Origin of the sequence: Seonamhaeicola sp. MEBiC01930, from assembly GCF_045277075.1 — a bacterium.
In the GTDB taxonomy this organism is placed as follows: Bacteria; Bacteroidota; Bacteroidia; order Flavobacteriales; family Flavobacteriaceae; genus Seonamhaeicola.
Window position 1 is genome coordinate 133131 of sequence record NZ_CP104270.1, and the last position, 21600, is coordinate 154730.

Annotated in this window: 20 protein-coding genes; 19 read left to right on the top strand and 1 reads right to left on the bottom strand. The window is 31.2% G+C overall.

Translation table 11 applies throughout. The annotated features are described in order from the left end of the window. Positions 1-118: 118 nt before the first annotated feature. The 4 genes from N1F78_RS00640 to N1F78_RS00655 all read left to right on the top strand — a co-directional run bounded on the left by N1F78_RS00640 (position 119) and on the right by N1F78_RS00655 (position 6890). The gene (locus N1F78_RS00640; protein WP_406684269.1) at positions 119-1273 is read left to right on the top strand and encodes an iron-containing alcohol dehydrogenase; all 1155 of its coding nucleotides are present in this window, start codon (positions 119-121) and stop codon (positions 1271-1273) included. 204 nt (positions 1274-1477) lie between these two features. Further along, entirely contained in the window at positions 1478-4000 is a 2523-nt protein-coding gene (locus N1F78_RS00645; protein WP_406684270.1) for a PIG-L family deacetylase, read from the top strand. 114 nt (positions 4001-4114) lie between these two features. Continuing rightward, complete coding sequence (locus N1F78_RS00650; protein WP_406684271.1) at positions 4115-5926, top strand: sodium:solute symporter; 1812 nt, start codon at positions 4115-4117, stop codon at positions 5924-5926. Further along, positions 5919-6890, top strand: coding sequence for a Gfo/Idh/MocA family protein (locus N1F78_RS00655; RefSeq protein ID WP_406684272.1), 972 nt, complete (start codon positions 5919-5921; stop codon positions 6888-6890). The genes N1F78_RS00650 and N1F78_RS00655 overlap by 8 nt, the downstream gene beginning before the upstream one ends. 186 nt (positions 6891-7076) lie before the next feature. On the opposite strand, the gene N1F78_RS00660 is transcribed toward N1F78_RS00655, so the two are convergent. Then, complete coding sequence (locus N1F78_RS00660) at positions 7077-7928, bottom strand: DUF2911 domain-containing protein (RefSeq protein ID WP_406684273.1); 852 nt, start codon at positions 7926-7928, stop codon at positions 7077-7079. 467 nt (positions 7929-8395) lie between these two features. Here N1F78_RS00660 and N1F78_RS00665 point away from each other — a divergent pair, with 467 nt between their 5' ends. From N1F78_RS00665 to N1F78_RS00735, 15 genes are all read left to right on the top strand, one after another. Continuing rightward, positions 8396-9052: a TetR family transcriptional regulator C-terminal domain-containing protein gene (locus N1F78_RS00665; RefSeq protein WP_406684274.1), complete on the top strand. Its 657-nt coding sequence runs from the start codon at positions 8396-8398 to the stop codon at positions 9050-9052. A gap of 3 nt (positions 9053-9055) precedes the next feature. Further along, positions 9056-10369, top strand: coding sequence for an ABC1 kinase family protein (locus N1F78_RS00670; RefSeq protein WP_406684275.1), 1314 nt, complete (start codon positions 9056-9058; stop codon positions 10367-10369). A 1-nt stretch (position 10370) separates the two neighbouring features. Beyond that, the gene (locus tag N1F78_RS00675) at positions 10371-11000 is read left to right on the top strand and encodes a flavin reductase family protein (protein ID WP_406684276.1); all 630 of its coding nucleotides are present in this window, start codon (positions 10371-10373) and stop codon (positions 10998-11000) included. Then, positions 10997-12469: an SDR family oxidoreductase gene (locus N1F78_RS00680; protein ID WP_406684277.1), complete on the top strand. Its 1473-nt coding sequence runs from the start codon at positions 10997-10999 to the stop codon at positions 12467-12469. Before N1F78_RS00675 ends, N1F78_RS00680 begins: the two co-directional genes overlap by 4 nt. Before the next feature lie 160 nt (positions 12470-12629). After that, on the top strand, positions 12630-13319 hold the full coding sequence (gene folE / locus N1F78_RS00685; RefSeq protein ID WP_406684278.1) for a GTP cyclohydrolase I FolE: 690 nt from the start codon (positions 12630-12632) through the stop codon (positions 13317-13319). A gap of 4 nt (positions 13320-13323) precedes the next feature. Beyond that, a complete protein-coding gene (locus N1F78_RS00690; RefSeq protein WP_406684279.1) occupies positions 13324-13545 on the top strand; it encodes a hypothetical protein in 222 nt (73 codons plus the stop codon). 21 nt (positions 13546-13566) lie between these two features. Beyond that, a complete protein-coding gene (locus N1F78_RS00695) occupies positions 13567-14250 on the top strand; it encodes an SDR family NAD(P)-dependent oxidoreductase (RefSeq protein WP_406684280.1) in 684 nt (227 codons plus the stop codon). A 10-nt stretch (positions 14251-14260) separates the two neighbouring features. Then, entirely contained in the window at positions 14261-14791 is a 531-nt protein-coding gene (locus N1F78_RS00700; RefSeq protein WP_406684281.1) for a glutathione peroxidase, read from the top strand. A 7-nt stretch (positions 14792-14798) separates the two neighbouring features. After that, positions 14799-14975, top strand: coding sequence for a Lacal_2735 family protein (locus N1F78_RS00705; RefSeq protein WP_406684282.1), 177 nt, complete (start codon positions 14799-14801; stop codon positions 14973-14975). Then, the gene (locus tag N1F78_RS00710) at positions 14962-15423 is read left to right on the top strand and encodes a TspO/MBR family protein (protein ID WP_406684283.1); all 462 of its coding nucleotides are present in this window, start codon (positions 14962-14964) and stop codon (positions 15421-15423) included. The genes N1F78_RS00705 and N1F78_RS00710 overlap by 14 nt, the downstream gene beginning before the upstream one ends. A 2-nt stretch (positions 15424-15425) precedes the next feature. Continuing rightward, a complete protein-coding gene (locus tag N1F78_RS00715; protein WP_406684284.1) occupies positions 15426-15887 on the top strand; it encodes a cell division inhibitor in 462 nt (153 codons plus the stop codon). Beyond that, positions 15883-17193 carry a cryptochrome/photolyase family protein gene (locus tag N1F78_RS00720; protein ID WP_406685698.1) on the top strand — a complete coding sequence of 437 codons (1311 nt, stop codon included), beginning with the start codon at positions 15883-15885 and terminating at the stop codon, positions 17191-17193. Before N1F78_RS00715 ends, N1F78_RS00720 begins: the two co-directional genes overlap by 5 nt. Positions 17194-17307: 114 nt before the next feature. After that, positions 17308-17526, top strand: a complete 219-nt coding sequence (locus N1F78_RS00725; RefSeq protein WP_406684285.1) for a hypothetical protein — start codon at positions 17308-17310, stop codon at positions 17524-17526. A gap of 167 nt (positions 17527-17693) precedes the next feature. Then, positions 17694-19514, top strand: a complete 1821-nt coding sequence (locus N1F78_RS00730) for a sodium:solute symporter family transporter (RefSeq protein WP_406684286.1) — start codon at positions 17694-17696, stop codon at positions 19512-19514. Between the two features lie 8 nt (positions 19515-19522). After that, on the top strand, positions 19523-21580 hold the full coding sequence (locus N1F78_RS00735; protein ID WP_406684287.1) for a DUF4962 domain-containing protein: 2058 nt from the start codon (positions 19523-19525) through the stop codon (positions 21578-21580). Positions 21581-21600 lie beyond the last annotated feature (20 nt).

Genomic DNA, 21600 nt, shown 5'->3' on the forward strand with positions numbered 1-21600 from the left:
TTCCCTTATTTTTATGGATTAACATAAATTAAAATTGTTGCAATATGTGATAAAAATCATATTAAACAAATAATACATTTTCTTCTTTTGTTCTAAATAATTTTTAATACACAAAGGAATGTTACAAAGCAAAAGAATATACCTACCTCCACTGAGCCTAATCGGTCCTGGGGCATTAAATGATTTAGGAGAAGAACTAAAATCATCATCATACAAGAAAGCACTTTTTGTTACAGATGAAGTTTTGGTCAAAATTGGTATTGCAGAAAAAGTACTTGATGTTTTGAATAATTCAAACATTGAATTTGTAGTCTTTGACAATGTTCAACCAAATCCAACAGTAAAAAACGTTAATAACGGTTTAAAATTACTCCAAGAAAATAAATGTGATTTTATTTTAACCCTTGGAGGAGGTTCTCCCCAGGATTGCGGTAAAGCTATTGGTATTCTTGCAACCAATGGTGGTAATATTGAAGATTATGAAGGTATTCACATATCTAAAAATGCCTCCTTACCTATTATAGCAATAAACACTACAGCAGGAACTGCTAGCGAAGTAACCATTAACTATGTGATTACAGATGAAGAACGCCATATAAAAATGGTTATGGTAGATAAAAATTGCCTAGTTTCTATCGCTGTAAATGATCCAACATTAATGTTAGACAAACCAGCCTCATTAACCGCAGCAACGGGAATGGATGCCTTAACTCATGCAATAGAAACTTATGTTACAAAAGGGGCTTTTGGCTGGTCAGACGCATTAGCTTTAGAGGCCATAAAATTAATTTCTCAAAGTTTAGAAAAAGCAGTTGTTGATGGTAAAGACCTAGAAGCCAGAAGTAAAATGGCATGGGGACAATTCATTGCAGGTCAAGCTTTTTCAAACGCAGGGTTAGGTTTTGTACATTCTATGGCACATCAGCTAGGTGGTATGTATGATTTACCTCATGGTGTAGCAAACGCTATTTTACTGCCACATGTAGAACAGTTTAATATACCTGCTTGTTCCAATAAATTAAAAAAAGTAGCTAGAGCTATGGGTATAAATGTTTTAGAAATGAGCGATACACAAGGAGCTAATGCTGCTATAGAGGCCATAAAAGCATTATCTAAATCTGTAGGAATACCATCTGGACTTAAAGAATTAGGTGTTAAGGAAAAAGATTTTGAAGAAATGGCCAAAAATGCACTAGCAGATGTCTGCACTGGTGGAAACCCAAGAGAAGTTACTTTAAAAGAAACCATTTCTATTTATAAAGCCGCTATGTAATTAAAGATTAATTAAGGATTACTTGCATATAAAAACCAGTTTAAATATTTTTTTTTAAAAAACCGCTTGAATTATCAAAGCGGTTTTTTAATTACCATCACTTTTAAGAATTAGAACAAATAATCATTAAGTTAAAGAAACATTAAAACCCAACCATACAGAACTATACTTTGCTATATTTGATTTTTACCTAACTAATTCATTATGCAAAGACATATTGCTGCTTTTATACTATTATGCTTTTCATTTACAAGTTTAAACGCTCAAAAGCAAAAAACTCCTTCATCATCTCAAATATATGAGTCCATACAAAAACTCAACTTTTTAGGGTCTGTTTTATATGTAGCGGCGCACCCTGATGATGAAAACACTAGCTTAATTTCTTACTTATCCAATCATGTAAAAGCTAGAACAGCTTATTTATCATTAACCAGAGGAGACGGGGGACAAAACCTTATCGGACCAGAAATTAGAGAGCTTTTAGGTGTTATAAGAACTCAGGAATTATTAGCAGCTAGACGAATTGATGGTGGTGAACAAATTTTTACAAGAGCCAATGATTTTGGATATTCTAAACATCCTAATGAAACTTTAGAAATTTGGAACAAAGATGAAGTTTTAAGTGATGTGGTACTTGCTATAAGAAAGTTTAAACCAGATGTTATAATTAACAGATTTGATCATAAAAGAGCTGGCAGAACTCATGGGCATCACACCACTTCTGCAATGTTAAGCATTGAAGCCTTTGATCTTGCAAACGACTCTAGTAAATACCCCGGATTAATAAAAGAAACAGGAATCTGGCAACCTAAACGTTTATTTTACAACACTAGTTGGTGGCGCTATGGACGAGAGGAATTTGACAAACTTGACAAAAGCAACATGATACATTTTGATGTTGGTGTTTATTATCCATTAAAAGGCTTATCTAATAATGAAATAGCTGCAATATCTAGAAGTCAGCATTTATGTCAAGGGTTTGGAAGATTATCACAAAGGGGGTCTCAACAAGAATATATAGAGTTTATTAAAGGTGACCCTGCAAAAAACAATGATATTTTTTCAGGAATTGACACATCATGGAATCGTGTTAAAGGCGGTAAAGCAATTGGAGACATTCTAAATAAAGTTGAAGTTAACTTCAATTTCAAGAATCCTTCAGATCATATTTCTGAATTGGTTGAAGCCTATAAACTGCTTCAGAATATTGAAGATTTACATTGGAAGACTCAAAAAACAAAGGAGCTTAAAGCTATTATAGAAATGGTGGCTGGTTTATATATTGAGGCATCGGCATCAACACCTTCAATTTCAACCAATAATGATCTTAAAATTAATATTGAAGTTCTAAAAAGAAGTGATACTAAGGTCAGTTTAAAAAGTATTAGCATTTCTCCTCTTAATCAAACTCAAAACCTAGATATTTCACTTGAAAATAACGAAAAACATAATTTCACATTCAACAGTATTATTCCTTCAGAATTAGAAACTACAAGCCCGTATTGGTTAAAAACAAAAGGAACTTTAGGGATGTATCAGGTTAATGATGAAACCCTAATTGGAGACCCTGAAACAAAAAGAGCTCTTCAAGCTAGTTTTATTGTTGATATTGATGGATACACAATGAATCTTGAAAAAGATGTTATTCATCGTTATTCAAAACCAAATAAAGGCGAATTGTACCGACCGTTTGAAATCATCCCAGAGGCTTCTGCAAAAATTTCACAAAAAGTGGTCATTTTTGAAAACGACAAACCTCATGATGTTACAGTTGTAGTACAAGCTGGAAAAGACAATTTAGAAGGTCATGTAGAATTATGTCACCCAAATGATTGGAGTGTTTACACTAAAAATCAAAAAGTATCGATAAAACATAAAGGAGAAAAACAGAGTTTGGTATTTACCATTATTCCTCCTAAAAACCAAAGCGAAGGATTTATTAGTCCCATAGTTCATGTTGGCAAAAACACTTATACTAGAGAGCTAGTTGAAATTGAATATAATCATATTCCTTTTCAAACAGTCTTAGTTCCTAGTGAAAGTAAGGTGGTACGCTTAGATATAACAAAACGAGGTGAAAACATAGCTTATATTCAAGGTGCTGGTGATGTTGTTCCCGAAAGTTTAGAACAAATAGGTTATAATGTTAGAGTTCTTAAGCCAGAAGAGATTAATAGTGAAACCCTTGGTAGGTTTGATGCCGTTGTTGTTGGAATAAGAGCATACAACACCATTGAAGAACTAAACTTTAAACAAGAAACCTTATTTGATTTTGTCTCAAAAGGTGGTAACATGATTGTGCAGTACAATACTTCCAGAAGGTTAAGCGTAGATAGGTTAGCCCCATTTGAACTAAACTTATCAAGAGATCGTGTTACGGACGAAAATGCCGAAGTTAGGTTTGTAAACCCTGAGCACTCAGTACTAAACTTTCCCAACAAGATTAGCCAAAAAGATTTTGAGGGTTGGACTCAAGAACGTGGATTGTATTTCCCAAATAAATGGGGAAAAGAATTTACCCCAATTCTCTCTATGAATGACAAAAATGAAAGCCCTAAAAATGGTAGTTTATTAGTAGCCAAATATGGTAAAGGTCATTATATCTATACTGGTCTAAGTTTTTTTAGAGAATTTCCTGCAGGAGTTTCAGGAGCTTATAGACTATTTGCCAATATGGTATCATTAGGTAAAGACAATATTAAAATTGAAGACAAAATAAACGATTAAACATGGAAGAAAACAACCAATCTAAACAACCTTGGTTAAAACTATACTCTATTGTTTTAATTGCAAATGCTATTTACTTTATATTGTTTTATTTAATCATGAAAGCCTTTTAGTATGCAATTAAATTGGATAGATTGGGCAGTTTTAGCTATTACACTACTCTCTATTGTTGGGTATGGCACATGGAAAACAAGAGGAAGAAACAGCGCTCAAGATTATATTAAAGGAGGAAACTCAACAAAATGGTGGACCGTTGGTTTATCAGTAATGGCAACTCAAGCCAGTGCCATTACATTTCTATCTACTACAGGACAAGCTTTTTCTGACGGTATGGGCTTTGTACAATTTTATTTTGGTCTACCTATAGCAATGGTTGTAATTTGTATGGTTTTTATTCCATTGTATCATAAATTAAAAGTTTATACCGCTTATGAATTTCTTGAAAGTAGATTCGATTTAAAAACCAGAACATTAACGGCTATCTTATTTCTAATACAACGTGGTTTAGCAGCAGGTATTACCATTTTTGCACCCGCCATTATCCTATCAGTAGTATTGGGTTGGAATATCACTTATTTAAATATTGCCATAGGTATTTTAGTTATAATTTATACCGTTTCTGGTGGAACCAAAGCCGTTACCGTAACTCAAAAACAACAAATGTTTGTCATTTTTGCTGGAATGTTAGCCGCATTATTTATAACCTTAAACTTAATTCCTGATGATGTTTCGTTCACAAAGGCTATAGATATAGCAGGTTCAAATGGGAGAATGGAAATCTTAGATTTTTCTTTTGATTTAGAAAACAGGTATACCGTTTGGTCTGGATTAATTGGAGGTACTTTTCTAGCTTTGGCTTACTTTGGCACCGATCAAAGTCAGGTACAACGCTACCTTTCTGCCAAATCAGTAAAGGAAATGCAGATGGGTTTAATCTTTAACGGGTTATTAAAAGTGCCAATGCAATTTTTTATTTTATTGGTAGGTATCATGGTTTTTGTTTTTTATCAATTTAATCCACCTCCATTAAACTTTATTGACTCATCAACAAAAGCAGTTTTAACTTCTAAATATTCACAGGAATATCAAACACTTCAAGAAAAACAAAATACACTTTTCAATAATAAAAAAGCGATCACTCTAGAATTAACTAAAACTGACGATAACAACTTAAGACAAGAGCTTTTTCAGCTAGATAGTATTGAAAAAACATATCGTCAGGAATCTAAATATTTAATTAAGAGGGCTATTGATACCGCATATGCTAATAAATATGACAGAATAAGTAATGAATTATTGGTTTTAAATAATGATAAAAACAGTATAGCTTATAAAGAAAAAGAAGCGGAATTAATTAGTTGGTATAAAGAATCAGCCAAGGATACCAAAACGAATGACAGAGACTATATGTTCATTACATTTATTCTCAAATACTTACCTAAAGGCTTAATAGGTTTGTTACTTGCTGTAATATTATCTGCTGCCATGTCCTCAACGGCTTCAGAAATTAATGCTTTAGCTACTATTACTTCTATTGATTTATATGGTAGAAGCCTTAAAGAAAATAAAGATGAAAAGCACATGGTAAATGCTACCAAAATATTCACGCTAATTTGGGGCATTATAGCCATAGTTATTGCTTGTTTTGCTAATCTAGCCGAAAACTTAATTCAGTTAGTAAACATAATAGGCTCTATTTTTTATGGCAATGTTCTAGGCATATTTTTACTTGCATTTTTCTTCAAACATATCAAGGCAAATGCTGTATTTACAGCAGCAATAATTACACAAATAATTGTTATTATTGGCTGGTGGTTCGACTGGATGCCCTATTTATGGTTAAACCTATTTGGATGTGCACTTGTGATGCTTATTGCCATTACACTTCAGCCATTTATTAGAATTAAAAACATAACACATGTCTAAAACCATTAACTGGGGCATAATTGGTCTTGGTAAAATTGCTCACAAATTTGCTACCGATTTACTAACTATTGCTGATGCCAACCTATATGCAGTAGCCTCTAGAACTAAGGAAAAAGCTAACAATTTTGCCACTCAATATAATGTAGCAAAAGCCTATGCCGATTACGAAGACTTAGCAAAAGACCCAAATATTGATGCTGTTTACATTGCCACGCCTCATACACTGCATAGAGAAAACACTCTACTTTGCTTAGAACATGGTATTGCTGTTTTATGCGAAAAACCTTTTGCAATGAATGGCAATGAAGTTGATGAAATGATTATAAAGGCCAAGGAAAAAAATGTACTTTTAATGGAAGCCCTTTGGACCTTTTTTTTACCACACTACCAATATGTTTTAGATGCTGTTGAAAGTAAAACTTATGGTAAACTATTAAAGGTAGAAGCCGATTTTGGCTTTTATAGAGCTTTTGACACCTCATCTAGATTATTTGAAAAATCTTTAGGTGGTGGTAGTTTATTAGATATCGGCATTTACCCAATTTTTGCTGCACTGTCTACACTTGGTATTCCTGAAAACATTAAGGCTAATGCCACTTTTTTTGAAAATGATACTGACTCAACTTGTGATATAACTTTTGAATATGAGGATGGAGCTACTGCCCTTCTTAAAAGCTCATTAGTTGAAAATACTCCAACCGAAGCTACTTTCTATTTTGAGAATGGCACCTTGAAAATTAATAGAATGTTTCATCAACCATCTACAGTTTCACAAATTGTTAACGGAAAGGAAAATATTATTGATTTTGACTACAATACTATAGGCTATAATTACGAAGCCATCCACTTTAATACTCTTATTCAACAAGGGAAGACTGAAAGTGATATTATGACTTTTGAGTTCAGTAGAAATTTAATTAAACTATTAGATAAAGTTAGAAAAATTATTGGTTTAGAATATTAGACTTGCTAATTGGATTTAATTTTTTTTCACCTATAAAATTCTGATATCATTAAAAAAAATATTGAATACAATAGTTAATAAACCCTAATTATGAAAACCTAAAACGAGCTCATGGTAATAAAAAAGCGCAACTCATAGTTGCGCTTTTTTATTTGTCTAAAAATCTAATACTCTAAAAGGTTTAGATTACATTGCTCCCCATTCTTTTAGAGACGCTTTATTCATTTTTACATAGTCAGCATTTCCTGCTTCTTCAGCTCCCGACAAAGATGCTTTAGCAGCCTCAATAGCTCCTGCTTTATCTCCAGCTTTAGCATGAATTAAAGATTGTTGTCTTAAAAACCAAAAACGAGGTTTGTCTTTTGTCATGTCAACAGCTTTGTCAATCCACTTTTGTGCTTTTTTAATATCTTTTCCTTCTGTTAAGTAATAAACTGCAGATCTAAAATAATCATTAGCACTTGGTCCTTTCATTACATTCTTAATACTAGCAACCACCGCATCATCAGTAGGCACTTCAAAATCAACACCTACCCATGTTTTCTCCCAAATGAATTCTAATCTAGCACCGCCATTACTTAGATTATTTAAATCTATAGTAAAAGTTTCCACGCTAAACGCGTCAATTGGATAAGCTTTTGCAGTAACCTTAGCTGCAACATGAGCCTCATCTAGTTCCTGTGGAGTTCCAAATTCCTTTCCATCATTATAGAAAATAACGTCCCATGATTCTGCACTCGGAATGGTGAAAATTGAATAAGAGCCGGCTTTCAAGGTTTGCCCCTCAACAACCGCATCTGTACTAAAAGTTATTTTGGTTCTAGCATTTGCACCAGTTCTCCATATTTTTCCATAAGGCACTAAATCTCCAAAAATTGTTCTCCCTTTTACTCCTGGTCTAGAGTATTCTAAAGTAACATCTGTTAGACCCACTTTTTGTTCTAATTTAGAAAACGGACTGGGTGCAGGGGTTTTAACTTGTGCATTTACCATGCTCATAGTAGCAAATGCCATAAAAAGTAATAAAAGCTTTTTCATTATTAGATTGTTTTAAGTTATATTTTTAATGACAATAAAATTAATCATTAAAAAATCGCATACTGTTAACAAAAGCTTAAAATAAGGTGTTGTATTTCTGCTCTTTCATTTGTAAGATTTTTGGTGTCTTCAATTACCTTTTTTGTTACCATTACATTACTTAGAAAAAAATTGCTTAGGGTATAACTATATATTGGTAAAATAATTTTCAAATCATATTATTATCTATTAAAGAGCAAATACTTCATGAATCTTATCCTATGTATTGCACCTAAAACATTTGCAACACTTGTATATAAGTACTCCAATATTTGCTGTAATCACCATAGTGAGAATTATTAATTGATTAAAAATGAGCAATGTTTCTAAAACTATATAAGATTTTTTTATAACACAATAAGTTATTTTGTTTAACTTTTTTTATTTTTTGTTAAACATTTTATATCTTTACCGTATAAAAAATTAATATGGCAAAGAAAAAAATAGTATCTAAGAATAACATAATCACTTGGTACATGGATTATGTATTAGAACATAATCAGAACCCTAAAACCATTTTTACTTTTGCTAGAAAGCATAACTTTGACGAATCAAAATTCTACGAGTTTTTTGCTTCATTCGAAATGATAGAAAGTCATATTTTTGAAGCTTTCTGTACAAATTCATTTAGTGTTTTAAACCAAAGTGAAGATTATAAAATCTTTGATGCACGAAACAAACTTTTAAGTTTTTATTATACATTCTTTGAAAACATTACTGCAAATAGAAGTTATGTAAAATACGTATTAGAAAATCACAAAAAAGATTTAAAAAGTTTCAAAAAGTTTTCTAGTCTAAAAAAACACTTCACTAACTACATTGGGGAACTGGGTATACAAATGCTTGATTTTAAGCAAGAACAGATTGAAAAAATTCAAGACAAAGCTTTAAAAGAATCGGCATGGTTACAATTATTACTAACAATAAAATTCTGGTTAGAAGATACTTCTCCTTCCTTTGAAAAGACAGATATTTTTATTGAAAAATCTGTAAATACAACATTTGATGTTTTAGACATCGCTCCAATTAAAAGCGTTTTAGACTTGGGTAAATTTTTGTTTAAAGAAAAATTTCAAATGAATTAATTTATGAAGACTATCGATAGTATACCTACATCAAAAATACAACGAGCAACTAAATTAGTGTCAACGGGTGCTAAAGTTGGTGTTAATTATTTGAAATATTATGGCGAAAAAATTGTAAAAACTGAGAAAGAAGCTAAAGACCGTTTAAATAAAAATAATGCAGAAGACATTTATGACGGCTTAAAACAATTAAAAGGTAGTGCGCTTAAAGTAGCACAAATGTTAAGTATGGAAAAAAGCATTTTACCTAGAGCTTATGTAGAAAAGTTTTCTTTAGCACAATTTTCTGTACCACCATTATCACCGCCATTAGTTATAAAAACTTTTAAAAAATATTTTGAAAAACATCCTAACGATTTATTTGATACTTTCAATGCAACTTCAGTAAACGCGGCCAGCATCGGTCAGGTACATATTGCGTTTAAAGGCGGGAAAAAACTTGCTGTGAAAATCCAATACCCTGGAGTTGCAGAAAGTATCGCTTCAGATTTGGCAATGGTAAAACCTATTGCCATGAGCATGTTTAACATTAAAGGTAAAGATTCTGACAAGTATTTTAAAGAAGTAGAAAATAAACTTGTAGAAGAAACCAATTATATTTTAGAGATTGAACAAAGCAAAGAAATATCTATTGCATGTTCTCACATTTCTAACCTAATATTCCCAAAATATTATAAAAATCTCTCTTCAGAACGTATAATAACCATGGACTATATGGAAGGTGAACACCTTTCTGAATTTACAGCACATAATACAAATCAAGAAATAGCAAATAAAATTGGGCAAGCTCTTTGGGACTTTTACATGTTTCAAATTCATAATTTGAAAAAAGTACATGCGGACCCGCACCCGGGGAATTTTCTAATTTCAGAACTAGGAGAATTAATAGCTTTAGATTTTGGATGCATGAAATCCATACCTGAAGCATTTTATGAACCCTATTTTGAACTTGCTATATCACAAAACATCAGCAACCAAGAAATATTTATTGATAAACTTTATGAGCTCGAAATTTTAAAAGAAGATGATACCATAGAAGAATTAAACTTTTTTACAGAAATGTTTCATGAGATGTTAAGTCTTTTTACTAAACCATTTCAAAAAGATACATTTGATTTTTCTGACGAAACATTCTTTGGGAAAATTGCCGAATTAGGAGAACGCTATTCTAAAAGTACCGACTTGAAAAAAATGAACGGAAATAGAGGTTCTAAACATTTCATTTATATGAATAGAACGTTTTTTGGATTGTACAATTTAATGTTTGATTTAAAAGCGAAAAACATCAAAATATATAATTACACGAATCTTTTATAGCATGCAATATTTTAGTTATAGTGACATACAGAACTTAGATCATATCTACAAAATCAATTTGATTAATAGTTCATCTGGCTATAAATCGGCTAATTTAATTGGTACAATTTCTGATGACGGAAAAGAGAATGTCGCTGTATTTAGTTCTATAACACATATTGGGTCTAGTCCTGCAATGTTAGGCTTTTTTTCAAGACCAACTACAGTATTAAGAAATACATATAGCAACATAAAATCTACAGGCTACTATACCATAAATCACATCCATAAGTCAATAACTGAAGATGCTCATCATACCTCAGCTAAATATGATAAAAATATTTCTGAATTTGATGTAACTTCTCTAGAACCTGAATATAAAAAAGGCTTTTTGGCACCTTTTGTTAAAACCTCACCAATCCAATTAGCCATGGAATTTGTGGAAGAATATCCCATAAAAGCCAATGGCACTATTTTACTTATTGGTAAAATTATTGGATTGTTTGTAGTAAAGAATTTAATAGAAGAAGATGGCTTTATAAACCTATCAAGAACTGGTGTAGCGGCCATTAATGGTTTAGATGGTTATACTATTCCAGAAAATAAAATACGCTACGGGTACCAAAGACCTAAAACGTTAATTAACCCATGACAATTCTAGTAACAGGAGCAACTGGCTACATAGGAAAACGCTTAATCCCTGTATTATTAAATCAAGGACATGTAGTTGTTTGTATTGTTAGAGACAGGTTAAGAGCGGATAAAAGTTATTCTGAAGAAGATAATGTATATGTGATAGAGGCAGATTTTCTAAGCCCTAATACACTCGAAAATATTCCAAAAAAAATAGACATAGCGTATTATTTAATTCATTCTATGTCTAATTCCTCAAAAGATTTTGAATCACTGGAAGAGCAATGTGCTATAAATTTTAAAAGATATATTGAGTCTACAAATATTAAACAAGTTATTTATTTAAGTGGCATTACCAATGAAAAAATATTATCAAAACATTTGCGCTCTAGAAAGAATGTTGAAGATATTTTGAAATCAGAAAATTATGCCTTAACAATTTTTAAAGCGGGAATCATTGTAGGTTCTGGTAGCTCTTCTTTTGAAATAATTAGAGATCTTGTTGAGAAATTACCGTTCATGATAACCCCAAAGTGGCTAAACACAAAAACACAACCTCTAGCCGTTAGAGATGTTCTAGCCTATTTATATAGAGCGGCAGGTAATAAAGAAGTTTATAACAAAACCTTTGATGTATTTGGTCCAGAGGTTATAACATATAAGGAAATGTTGTTACAATTTGCCGAGGTTAGAGAACTAAAACGACATATCTTAACTGTACCTATAATGACACCAAAACTTTCATCGTATTGGTTATATTTTGTTACATCAACATCTTATAAACTGGCTTCATCTTTAGTAGATAGTATGGGTATACAAATTATTGGAAAACCTAGTGAAATAAATAAAACATTAAAGGTTAAACCAATAACTTATAAAGAAGCTGTAAAATTAGCCTTCAAAAAAATTGAACAAAATGGTATTATTTCAAGTTGGAAAGATTCCATGATTAGTAGTGGTAGACTTAGTCGTCGTTTTCACAAATATGTAAACGTTCCAAAATTTGGTTGTTTTATTGACTACAAAGAGCGTAGAATCATTGATTCAGCAATTACTATTGAAAAAATATGGAGTATAGGAGGTAAAAATGGATGGTACTATGGAAATATTTTATGGCGTATTAGAGGCTATATTGATAAACTTTATGGTGGAATTGGACTTAGAAGAGGTCGAACCAATTCTACCGAACTAAATGCCGGAGATGCTTTGGATTTTTGGCGTGTTATTTTTGCTGATAAATTGCAAAAAAAACTATTATTATACGCTGAAATGAAGTTACCAGGTGAAGCATGGTTAGAGTTTAAAATTGAAGATAACAAATTAAAACAAACAGCTACTTTTAGGCCACGTGGAATATGGGGTAGACTCTATTGGTATGCTATATCGCCCTTTCATGGTCTTATTTTTTCTGGTATGATTAATAAACTTGCATCAGTTGAATTTCAAAAGACCATACTTTCTGCAGAAAACAAGTCTTATCTAGGTTAAATATTACGTAAAAGAAAAAACTACTTTATAAATTTTACTAATAGTAGTATATATATTTTTGTTTAACTTTTTTACCAATTTGTTAAACATTTTGTATATTTGAAATAAGAACGTGCTTTGATTATTATATGTTTTTAAGACAGCACATAAAAAAGATAATATGCAACTAGAAAAAACACAAACAACCAAACATTTATTTACCAATTTAACTGTTAAAGATATTGGCGATGACCACCTCTCGACTGGATTAGAAACCCCTTTGAGAAAAGATGCCTTTATACTAAATGATTCTCAAAAGAAAGAACGCATAAGCATTTTATTTGAAGAAATCATGAAGGTTATGGGGTTAGATTTAACTGATGATTCTTTAAAAGGAACACCAGAACGTGTTGCAAAAATGTATATTGATGAAATTTTTTCAGGGTTAAACCCAAAAAACAAACCCCATATAGCACTGTTTGATAATAAATATCAATACAATCAGATGCTGGTAGAAAAGAACATTACTTTCTATTCTAATTGCGAGCATCATTTTGTACCAATTATAGGAAAAGCACATGTTGCTTATATCTCATCTGGCAAAGTTATTGGACTTTCAAAATTGAATAGAATTGTCCAATATTACTCTAAACGTCCACAAGTCCAGGAGCGTTTAACAAATCAAATTGCAAGTGAATTAAAAACAATTTTAGACACAGAAGATGTTGCAGTAATTATAGATGCTAAACATTTATGCGTATCATCTAGGGGTATTAAAGATGATACATCCTCAACAATAACTGCCTATTATGGCGGACAATTTAATACCGCACAAAAAATAGTAGAATTACAAAATTATTTAAACAATTAATTTCATGGATTTAATAAACAGAGCATTAGAATTTGAGCAAAGAAAAATGAAATCACTATCAACAAGTGATCGTGTGAAAATTTCAAGAGAAGCAAAAGCCTTAATCTTAGATTTGAACCAAATTTACAAGGTGAAAAAAGATAAGAAAATCATGGATATTATGAAACGCCTAACTGTTATAAAAAGAAAAGTAGAAAAGCGCTTAAAAGGTAAACTAAATATATAATATACACTTAATAGTTAACTAATGGATACTGTAATTGTAATTGGGGGTAGCAAAGGCATAGGTAAATCTATAATAGAACAATTACTTGACAACAGCAAAGTTATTAATGTTAGTCGAAGTGAACCAGACATATATCATGAAAATCTAACACATTATAAATGTAATATTTCCACAGATAAGTTACCCAATATAAATCAAGTAGATAAATTAGTTTATTGCCCCGGAAGTATTAATCTTAAACCAATTTCTAGATTAAGCATTGATGATTTTAAAAATGATTTTGAGATTAATGTTTTGGGTGCTGTTAAGGCAATAAAAAATTACTTACCTATTCTAAAATTAGGTAATAACCCTTCTATTTTGCTATTTAGTACAGTGGCAACAAAGTTAGGAATGCCTTTTCATAGTAGCATAGCTGTTGCAAAATCTGGGGTTGAAGGATTGGTAAAATCTTTAGGAGCAGAATTAGCTCCTATAATTCGTATTAATGCTATTGCCCCTACTATAACGGATACAGAATTGGCTTCTAAATTATTACGAAATGACAAAATGATAGCTAATATTACAGAACGTCACCCGCTTAAAAAATTTCTGTCGCCTAGAGAAGTATCAGACATGGCAATATTTTTATTATCTGAAAAAGCTAGTTCGATTTCCGGTCAAATTTTTGAAATGGATTGCGGTATAGTAAGCTTTAAAATTTAAATTTAAGAATATGTTTAAAAATTTAGTTTCCATCTTAAAAAAAAGTGTTTCAAAACAAAAATTACGAAATCATAATATTTTTGATGTAGAAATCAATGCTATTAATGGCAAACCTATACAACTATCGAAATTTAAAGGAAAGTTTTTACTTTTTGTTAATGTAGCTTCTAAATGTGGTTTTACGCCGCAATATGAAGACTTACAAGCCTTATATGAACGTTATAAAGAAAACTTAGAAATTATAGGTGTTCCATGCAATCAGTTTGGAGGGCAAGAACCTGATAACGCTAATAAAATTGAATCCTTTTGTAAAACCAACTACGGCGTAAGCTTTACTATTACAGAAAAAATACATGTAAAAAACAAGAACAAACATCCCCTATATATTTGGCTTACAGAAAAAAGCCATAATGGTGTTAAAAACTCTTCAGTTCAGTGGAATTTTCAAAAATATTTAATTGACCCTGAAGGAGAATTGATTGACTACTTTCTAACATCAACAAAACCTACAAGTTCAAAAATTACCAAATATTTTAATTAAAAAAGTTATGTTCAATATTTTCAAAAAAAAGACAAAAAAAGAAAAGTTAGAGAAAAAGTTTAAAAAACTAATGCATGAATGGCATAAACTTTCCTCAATTAATAGAGCTGCCAGTGATAAAAAATATGCAGAAGCTCAACAAATCGCAACTTATTTGAATAAAATGAATCATGAAATTAATTAAATACAGTTTTGTTTTTTTAATAATAAACTTTGGTGCTTTAGCTTTGGGTAATTGGCTTATGACAAATGGACCTAAGGAAAGCTGGTATCTCAATCTTAATAAAGCACCTTGGACACCTCCTGGATGGGTTTTTGGTGTTGCTTGGTTTACTATCATGGTATGCTACTCTATTTATATGGCATATCTTTATAAATTATTACCTGATGCAAAAACAATTTTTCTGTTTATTATTCAATTTATCTTGAATGTTAGTTGGAATTATGTGTTTTTCAACAAACATTTAGTTGGCATGGGATTTATAATAATTCTTCTACTAACATTTTTAATAGGCCTCTTTTTGTTTACCTATATAAAGCCATTAAAAAATTCTAGTTTATTAATTCTACCTTATTTTATCTGGCTATTGATAGCATCTTCCTTAAATGGTTATATTTTATACAACAACTAAATATGAAAATATACACTTTGCATAAAAAACAAAAATTACCAATTTCACGAGATGAAGCATGGAATTTTTTATCTAATCCAAAAAATTTAAAAATTATTACTCCTGATTATATGGGATTTAATATAATTTCTGGGGCAGATAGAACTATGTATTCGGGTCAAATTATTCAATATATTGTAACTCCTTTATTAGGAATTAAAACTAAATGGGTAACTGAAATAACTCATAGTAATAACCAAGATTATTTTGTTGACGAACAACGTTTTGGCCCCTATTCTCTATGGCATCATAAACACTTTATAAAAATTATTGATGGGGGTATTCAAATGGAAGATATTATTGATTACAAATTGCCTTTTGGAGTTTTTGGTCAATTAGTTCATCCTTTTTTAGTAAAACCAAAACTTGAAGAAATATTTAATTATAGATCAAATAAACTAGAGGACATCTTTGGAAAATATTGAGAAGGATAAAAAAATTAACATTTTTTGGTTTAGAAGAGATTTAAGATTAGAAGATAATAAGGGTCTATATAAAGCTCTATCAAGTAAATATGAGGTATTACCTATATTTATATTTGATTCAGAAATATTAGAAGGTCTTCCAAAAAATGATGCTAGAGTTACGTTTATATATGAAATACTTCAATCTATAAGAAATATCCTTATTGAAAAGCACCAAAGAAGCATGGCTATATATCATGGTTCAATAATAAAGGTCTTTAAAGAGTTAATAAAATCTTATAGTATAAACACAGTTTTCACAAACCATGATTACGAGCCCTACGCAACTCAAAGAGATAATGAGGTTTGTTCATTTCTTAATAAAAATCACATCAAATTTAAAACTTATAAAGATCAAGTAATTTTTGAAAAAAAAGACATTGTAAAAAGTGACGGAAAACCATATTTGGTTTATACACCATATATGAAGACATGGTTGAAAAATCTCAATTTTAACACTCTAAAACTTAGTAACACTAGAGATAAATTAAAAAATTTAATAAATGACAATAAACTTCCTAATTTAAGTCTATCTGATATGGGCTTTAAAAAATCCAATCAAAAAATTGAACCATATCAAATTTCCAGTAATCTTATAAAAAATTATGAAGAAACAAGAAATTTCCCTGCTTTAAATAGTACTTCAAAATTAGGGCCTCATTTAAGATTTGGTACAATAAGCATAAGAGAAATAGTAAAAAGCTCTCTCTTAGAAAAAAATAAGGTTTTTCTAAAAGAACTCATATGGAGGGAGTTCTTCATGCAGATTCTATGGCACTTCCCTCAAACTATTCAAAAAAGTTTTAAACCTAAATATGATCGTATTAAATGGCGAAATAATCACGAGGAATTTAAAGCATGGTGCAATGGACAAACAGGTTACCCATTAGTAGATGCAGGAATGCGTCAATTAAATAAAACTGGTTTTATGCATAACCGAGTTAGAATGTTAGTTGGAAGTTTTTTATGCAAACATTTATTAATAGATTGGAGATGGGGTGAAGCTTATTTTGCTCAAAAATTGCATGATTACGAAATGGCAAGCAACATTGGTAATTGGCAATGGGTAGCGGGATGTGGTGTTGATGCCGCTCCGTATTTCAGAATATTCAACCCTACAACACAATTGAAAAAGTTTGATAATAATTTAATATATGTGAAAAAATGGGCTCCAGATTTTCAGGAAATATCCTATCCAAAACCAATTGTAGAACACAAATTTGCTCGAGAACGATGCTTAAAAGTATATAAGGATGCGTTATATTAAGTAGCATTTATTAATTTTTATATAATAAATCAGGTAAAAAATAAGAAGTTTCGCAGATTTTATTATATTGCCCCTCGGTCGATATTTTTTTCGACTTAAAATTATTTAATTGATATGGAACTTATCGAAAGAGCTTTAGAGTTTGAAAATCGTAAACACACTTTTAAAACTACTAGTGAACGTATTGAATCTTCGCGGGAGGTAAAAGCACTTATTCTAGACCTTAACACTATTTACAAAGAGAACAAAGACCCTGAAATAATGGATCTTATGAAACGATTAACTGTTATTAAACAAAAAATTGAAAAACGTTTAAAAGGTCGTAACACTTAAATAAAGAAATTTTCACATCTTAAATAAATCTACTATCCTGTTTGCTTTAGTTTAAAATAATATTAAATCTTACAGAAACTTTCTATTTCCAATATTCTCCAATATTTTCTGGATAAAATATTATTAATTTCTAATTCTCTTTGAATCTAGATTTAATATAAGTATTTTTGGTACACCAAACTGGTACACCAGTTTTAAAAAGAGTTTATACCAACATGCCGGAACTAGAAATTTCAGATATTGAATATATTGTAATTATTGGTTATCTAGCATTAATTATAGCTGTTGGTTTAGTTTTTAGAAAATTTTCTTCAAATACTGATGACTACTTTCGTGGCGGCTGCAAAGGAACTTGGTGGCTAGTTGGTAGTAGTGCTTTTATGAGTGCATTTAGTGCATGGACTTTTACCGGTGCAGCTGGTATTGCTTATGAATCGGGGTTTACTGTAATGTTTATTTATGGCGGAAATGCCCTAGGTTTTTTTGCTAACTATTTGTTTATGGGACCATGGCTACGTCAAATGCGAGTTACTACATTTCCCGAAGCTATTGCAATGCGATTTGGAGAAACAACAAGATATTTTTATGCCTTATATGAGGTACCTATAAGAATTTTATATTCTGCAATGGCGCTTTACGGTTTAGGTATTTTTTGTTCAGCAGTATTTGGGTATGACATTAATCTTGTTATTATTGTTTGTGGTATAGTTGTCTTATTATACTCTGCTACCGGGGGGCGTTGGGCAGTAATGGCAACAGACTTTCTTCAGGGTTTAATTTTAGTACCGCTTACAATAATTGTTGCATGGTTATGCTTAGATCAACTTGGAGGCATTGGTAATTTATTTAATCAAATTGAAGCTCATGGTCTTACAGAAGAATATAGTTTGATAAATTCTGCTACCATATTTGGTGGCGCATATACTTGGGGTTGGGCTAGCGCAATGGTTACTAAACAATTTATCATCTTTAATTCAATGAATGCAGCACCTCGATATTTCTCTGTTAAAGATGGTAAAGAAGCAAAAAAAGCGGCATTATTGGGCGGTATACTAATGTTATTAGGTAGTGCTATTTGGCTTTTACCACCAATTGCTTCTCGTATGTTATACCCTGAACAAGTTTTGGCTTTTGATATTAGTAAACCAGCCGAAGCAAGTTATGCCGTGGCTAGTCTTAATCTTTTACCTGTTGGTTTGGTGGGGTTAATTGTTGTTGCCATTGTTGCTGCCACCATGAGCTCAATGGATACAGGGTTAAATACTAATGTTGCCATTATAATTAAAGACATTTACCCAAAAATTTCAGACTATTTTAAATGGAAACATATTGCTGAACGCGAACTCATGAGAAAAGGCCAACTTATAACTTGGATAATGGGATTCTTAATTGTTATCCTATCATTATATTTTGCACAACAAGATGGTATTGGCATTTTTGAAATTATGTTATCTGTTGGTGCACTTTTATTAATGCCTATTACAATACCATTACTTTGGGGTTTATTTATCAGAAAAACACCTTGGTGGGCAGGCCTTTTTTCAATTGGTTGTGCCCTTATAGTTTCTGGTATCGCATTTTTTGAAATCCCTATTCCTTTTTTAGGCATTGGAGAAACATCTAACGCCAGTGTTAAATGGAATTACCAACAACAATTTTTTGGAGTATTTGGCATTGGTTCATTAGGATTTCTTTTTTCAATTTTCTTTGCTCCAGAAAAAACATCAGAACATAGGGCCAAAGTTGACAAATTCTTTAAACGCATGTTAACTCCTATAGATTTTGAAAAAGAAATAGGCGAAGGCAACGATTTAAAACAATTAAAAGCTATTGGGCAATTTGGTTTAGCAATAACGGGCTTTGTTTTGTTGCTATTACTAATACCCAACCCAACTGAAGGTAGAATTGCCATACTAATACTTGCTATAACAATAGGTATTGTTAGTCTTTTAATGATTAAAGCTAGCAACTCTAAAACATCCATATAAAAGGTAAAATGAATTATTTACTCATTGATAATAACTTAGATAAGCTAAAATTTGAGCTCAAAACAACCCGAAAAGAACATTTTACTAGACTTATAGAACAGTGTAAAATGTATGATAATGTACCGATTGCTAAAGAGCACCCTCCAACAAGCATTACTTATATGGGTATGGCTTCAGCTAATTTAAGTTTAGCCTATTTGTTAACTGAACAAGACCATTATCTTGAAGAAGCAAAACGTTGGATTTTCACCGTGGTAAATTATGATGTTTGGGGATATGGTTTCCTTGTTGATGTAGATTTAAGTGCTTCTTGGCTACTGTATGGCTTAGGTTTGTCTTACGATTGGATAAAAGATTATTTAACCCAAGAAGAGCGTGAACAGTTCTTAAACAAACTTATACTTCAAGGTAATAAAATGTTTAATTATGGGGAAGAAAACAAAGGAAATTGTTGGTCTACAGATTTTTGGCAAAACCATAACTGGATTAATTATTCTGGACTATTAACAGCATCTTATGCTATTAGATCTGAATATGATGGTGCCGAAAAATGGATTTCAACCATAAAAGATAATTTCGAAAAAGTATTTGAATATTTACCAGAAGACGGCTCAAACTATGAGGGTACTGGTTACTGGCGCTTTGCAATAAATTATTTTTTAACCACTGCAGATTTAATTAGAAAAGATGGCGGACCAAATTATTTTGAAACAGATTTTCTAAAAAACACATTTGATTACAGACTTTATCAATCTGCACCAAACTGGGAAGAGAACATCAACTTTGCCGATGTTCACGATAGACGAAGCTCCCACTCCATTTGTGCATATTACAAAATGGCTTCAGAATACAATAATGGGCAAGCACAATGGCTCGGTGAATTAGTACGAACAAAGTTTTTATTTAGAGAAGCTTATCAAAGTAAAATATTCCCTGGCATATTACCTGAAGCATTCTTAGAATTAATTTGGTATAATCCAGATATAAAACCAGTATCACCAAAAGATTTACCTCTAACTAAATATTTTGAAGATTTGGGACTAGTTGTTATGCGCTCTAGTTGGGATGAAAACGCTACCCATTTATCGTTTAAAACAAGTCCTCCAGGTGGACACAAACAATGGGAATTAAGCTGGAAACTTAATAAAAAGAACAACTGGAGAACACGAAGTTTAACACATTATCATGTAGATTTTAATCATTTTATTTTAATGCATAATAATGCGTCTTTAGCTATAGATGAAGGGTATAATAGAACTTCTAAAGCTGAAATTCATAACCTTATTACGGTTGACGGTAGTGGTTGTGTTGGTGAAAAAATTTGGAATGAAAGTGATTTAAGTGATCCCGTTCTATTCGATTTAAATTGTAAAGGCATACATAATGTGTGGCGTGATGTTCCTGAAGATGCTATTGCTAAAATTGAAGCTTTTTCAGAAGTTAATGATTACATTTACGCTATTGGCGAAACCAGTAAAATGTATTATCCAGAAATGCAATTAAACCGAAATGCGCGCCATATAATAAATAGCAAACTGGGGTATTTTATTTTTTTAGATGAATTAGAAAGCAACTTAGAGCATACTTATACTTGGCATTTACATTCAGAAAAATATGCTATACAACATACAAAAGAGCATTTTGAAATTCAAAATGGTCAAGGAGCCTTAAACATCTTTTCAATGTATCCAGAAGACTTCAACACAGCTATAGACGAAACATTGATTGAAGAAATGATGACGCCACAAAGACCAGATGACATTAGGCGTATTAGCTTAAAAACACTTAAAATAGAAAATAATATTAGGAGTAAGAATACTTATTTCATAAATGTACTTCAACCTAAAGATGCTTTAATTAATGACAATGATTTAGTTGTAAAACGAATTAAAGGTAATAACTGTTTTGGTGTAGAAATATTTTCAAAAGAACATGTTGAAACATTTCTTTTTTCAAGTAAAAACAAGATTAGTTTTGAGGACATTCAATCTAATTCTAAATGGGTTGCAATTGTAAAAGACAACACTGGTAAAGAAATAAAAAGAACTAGCTACCTTCATAGCTAGTTCTTTACAAAATAACTAAA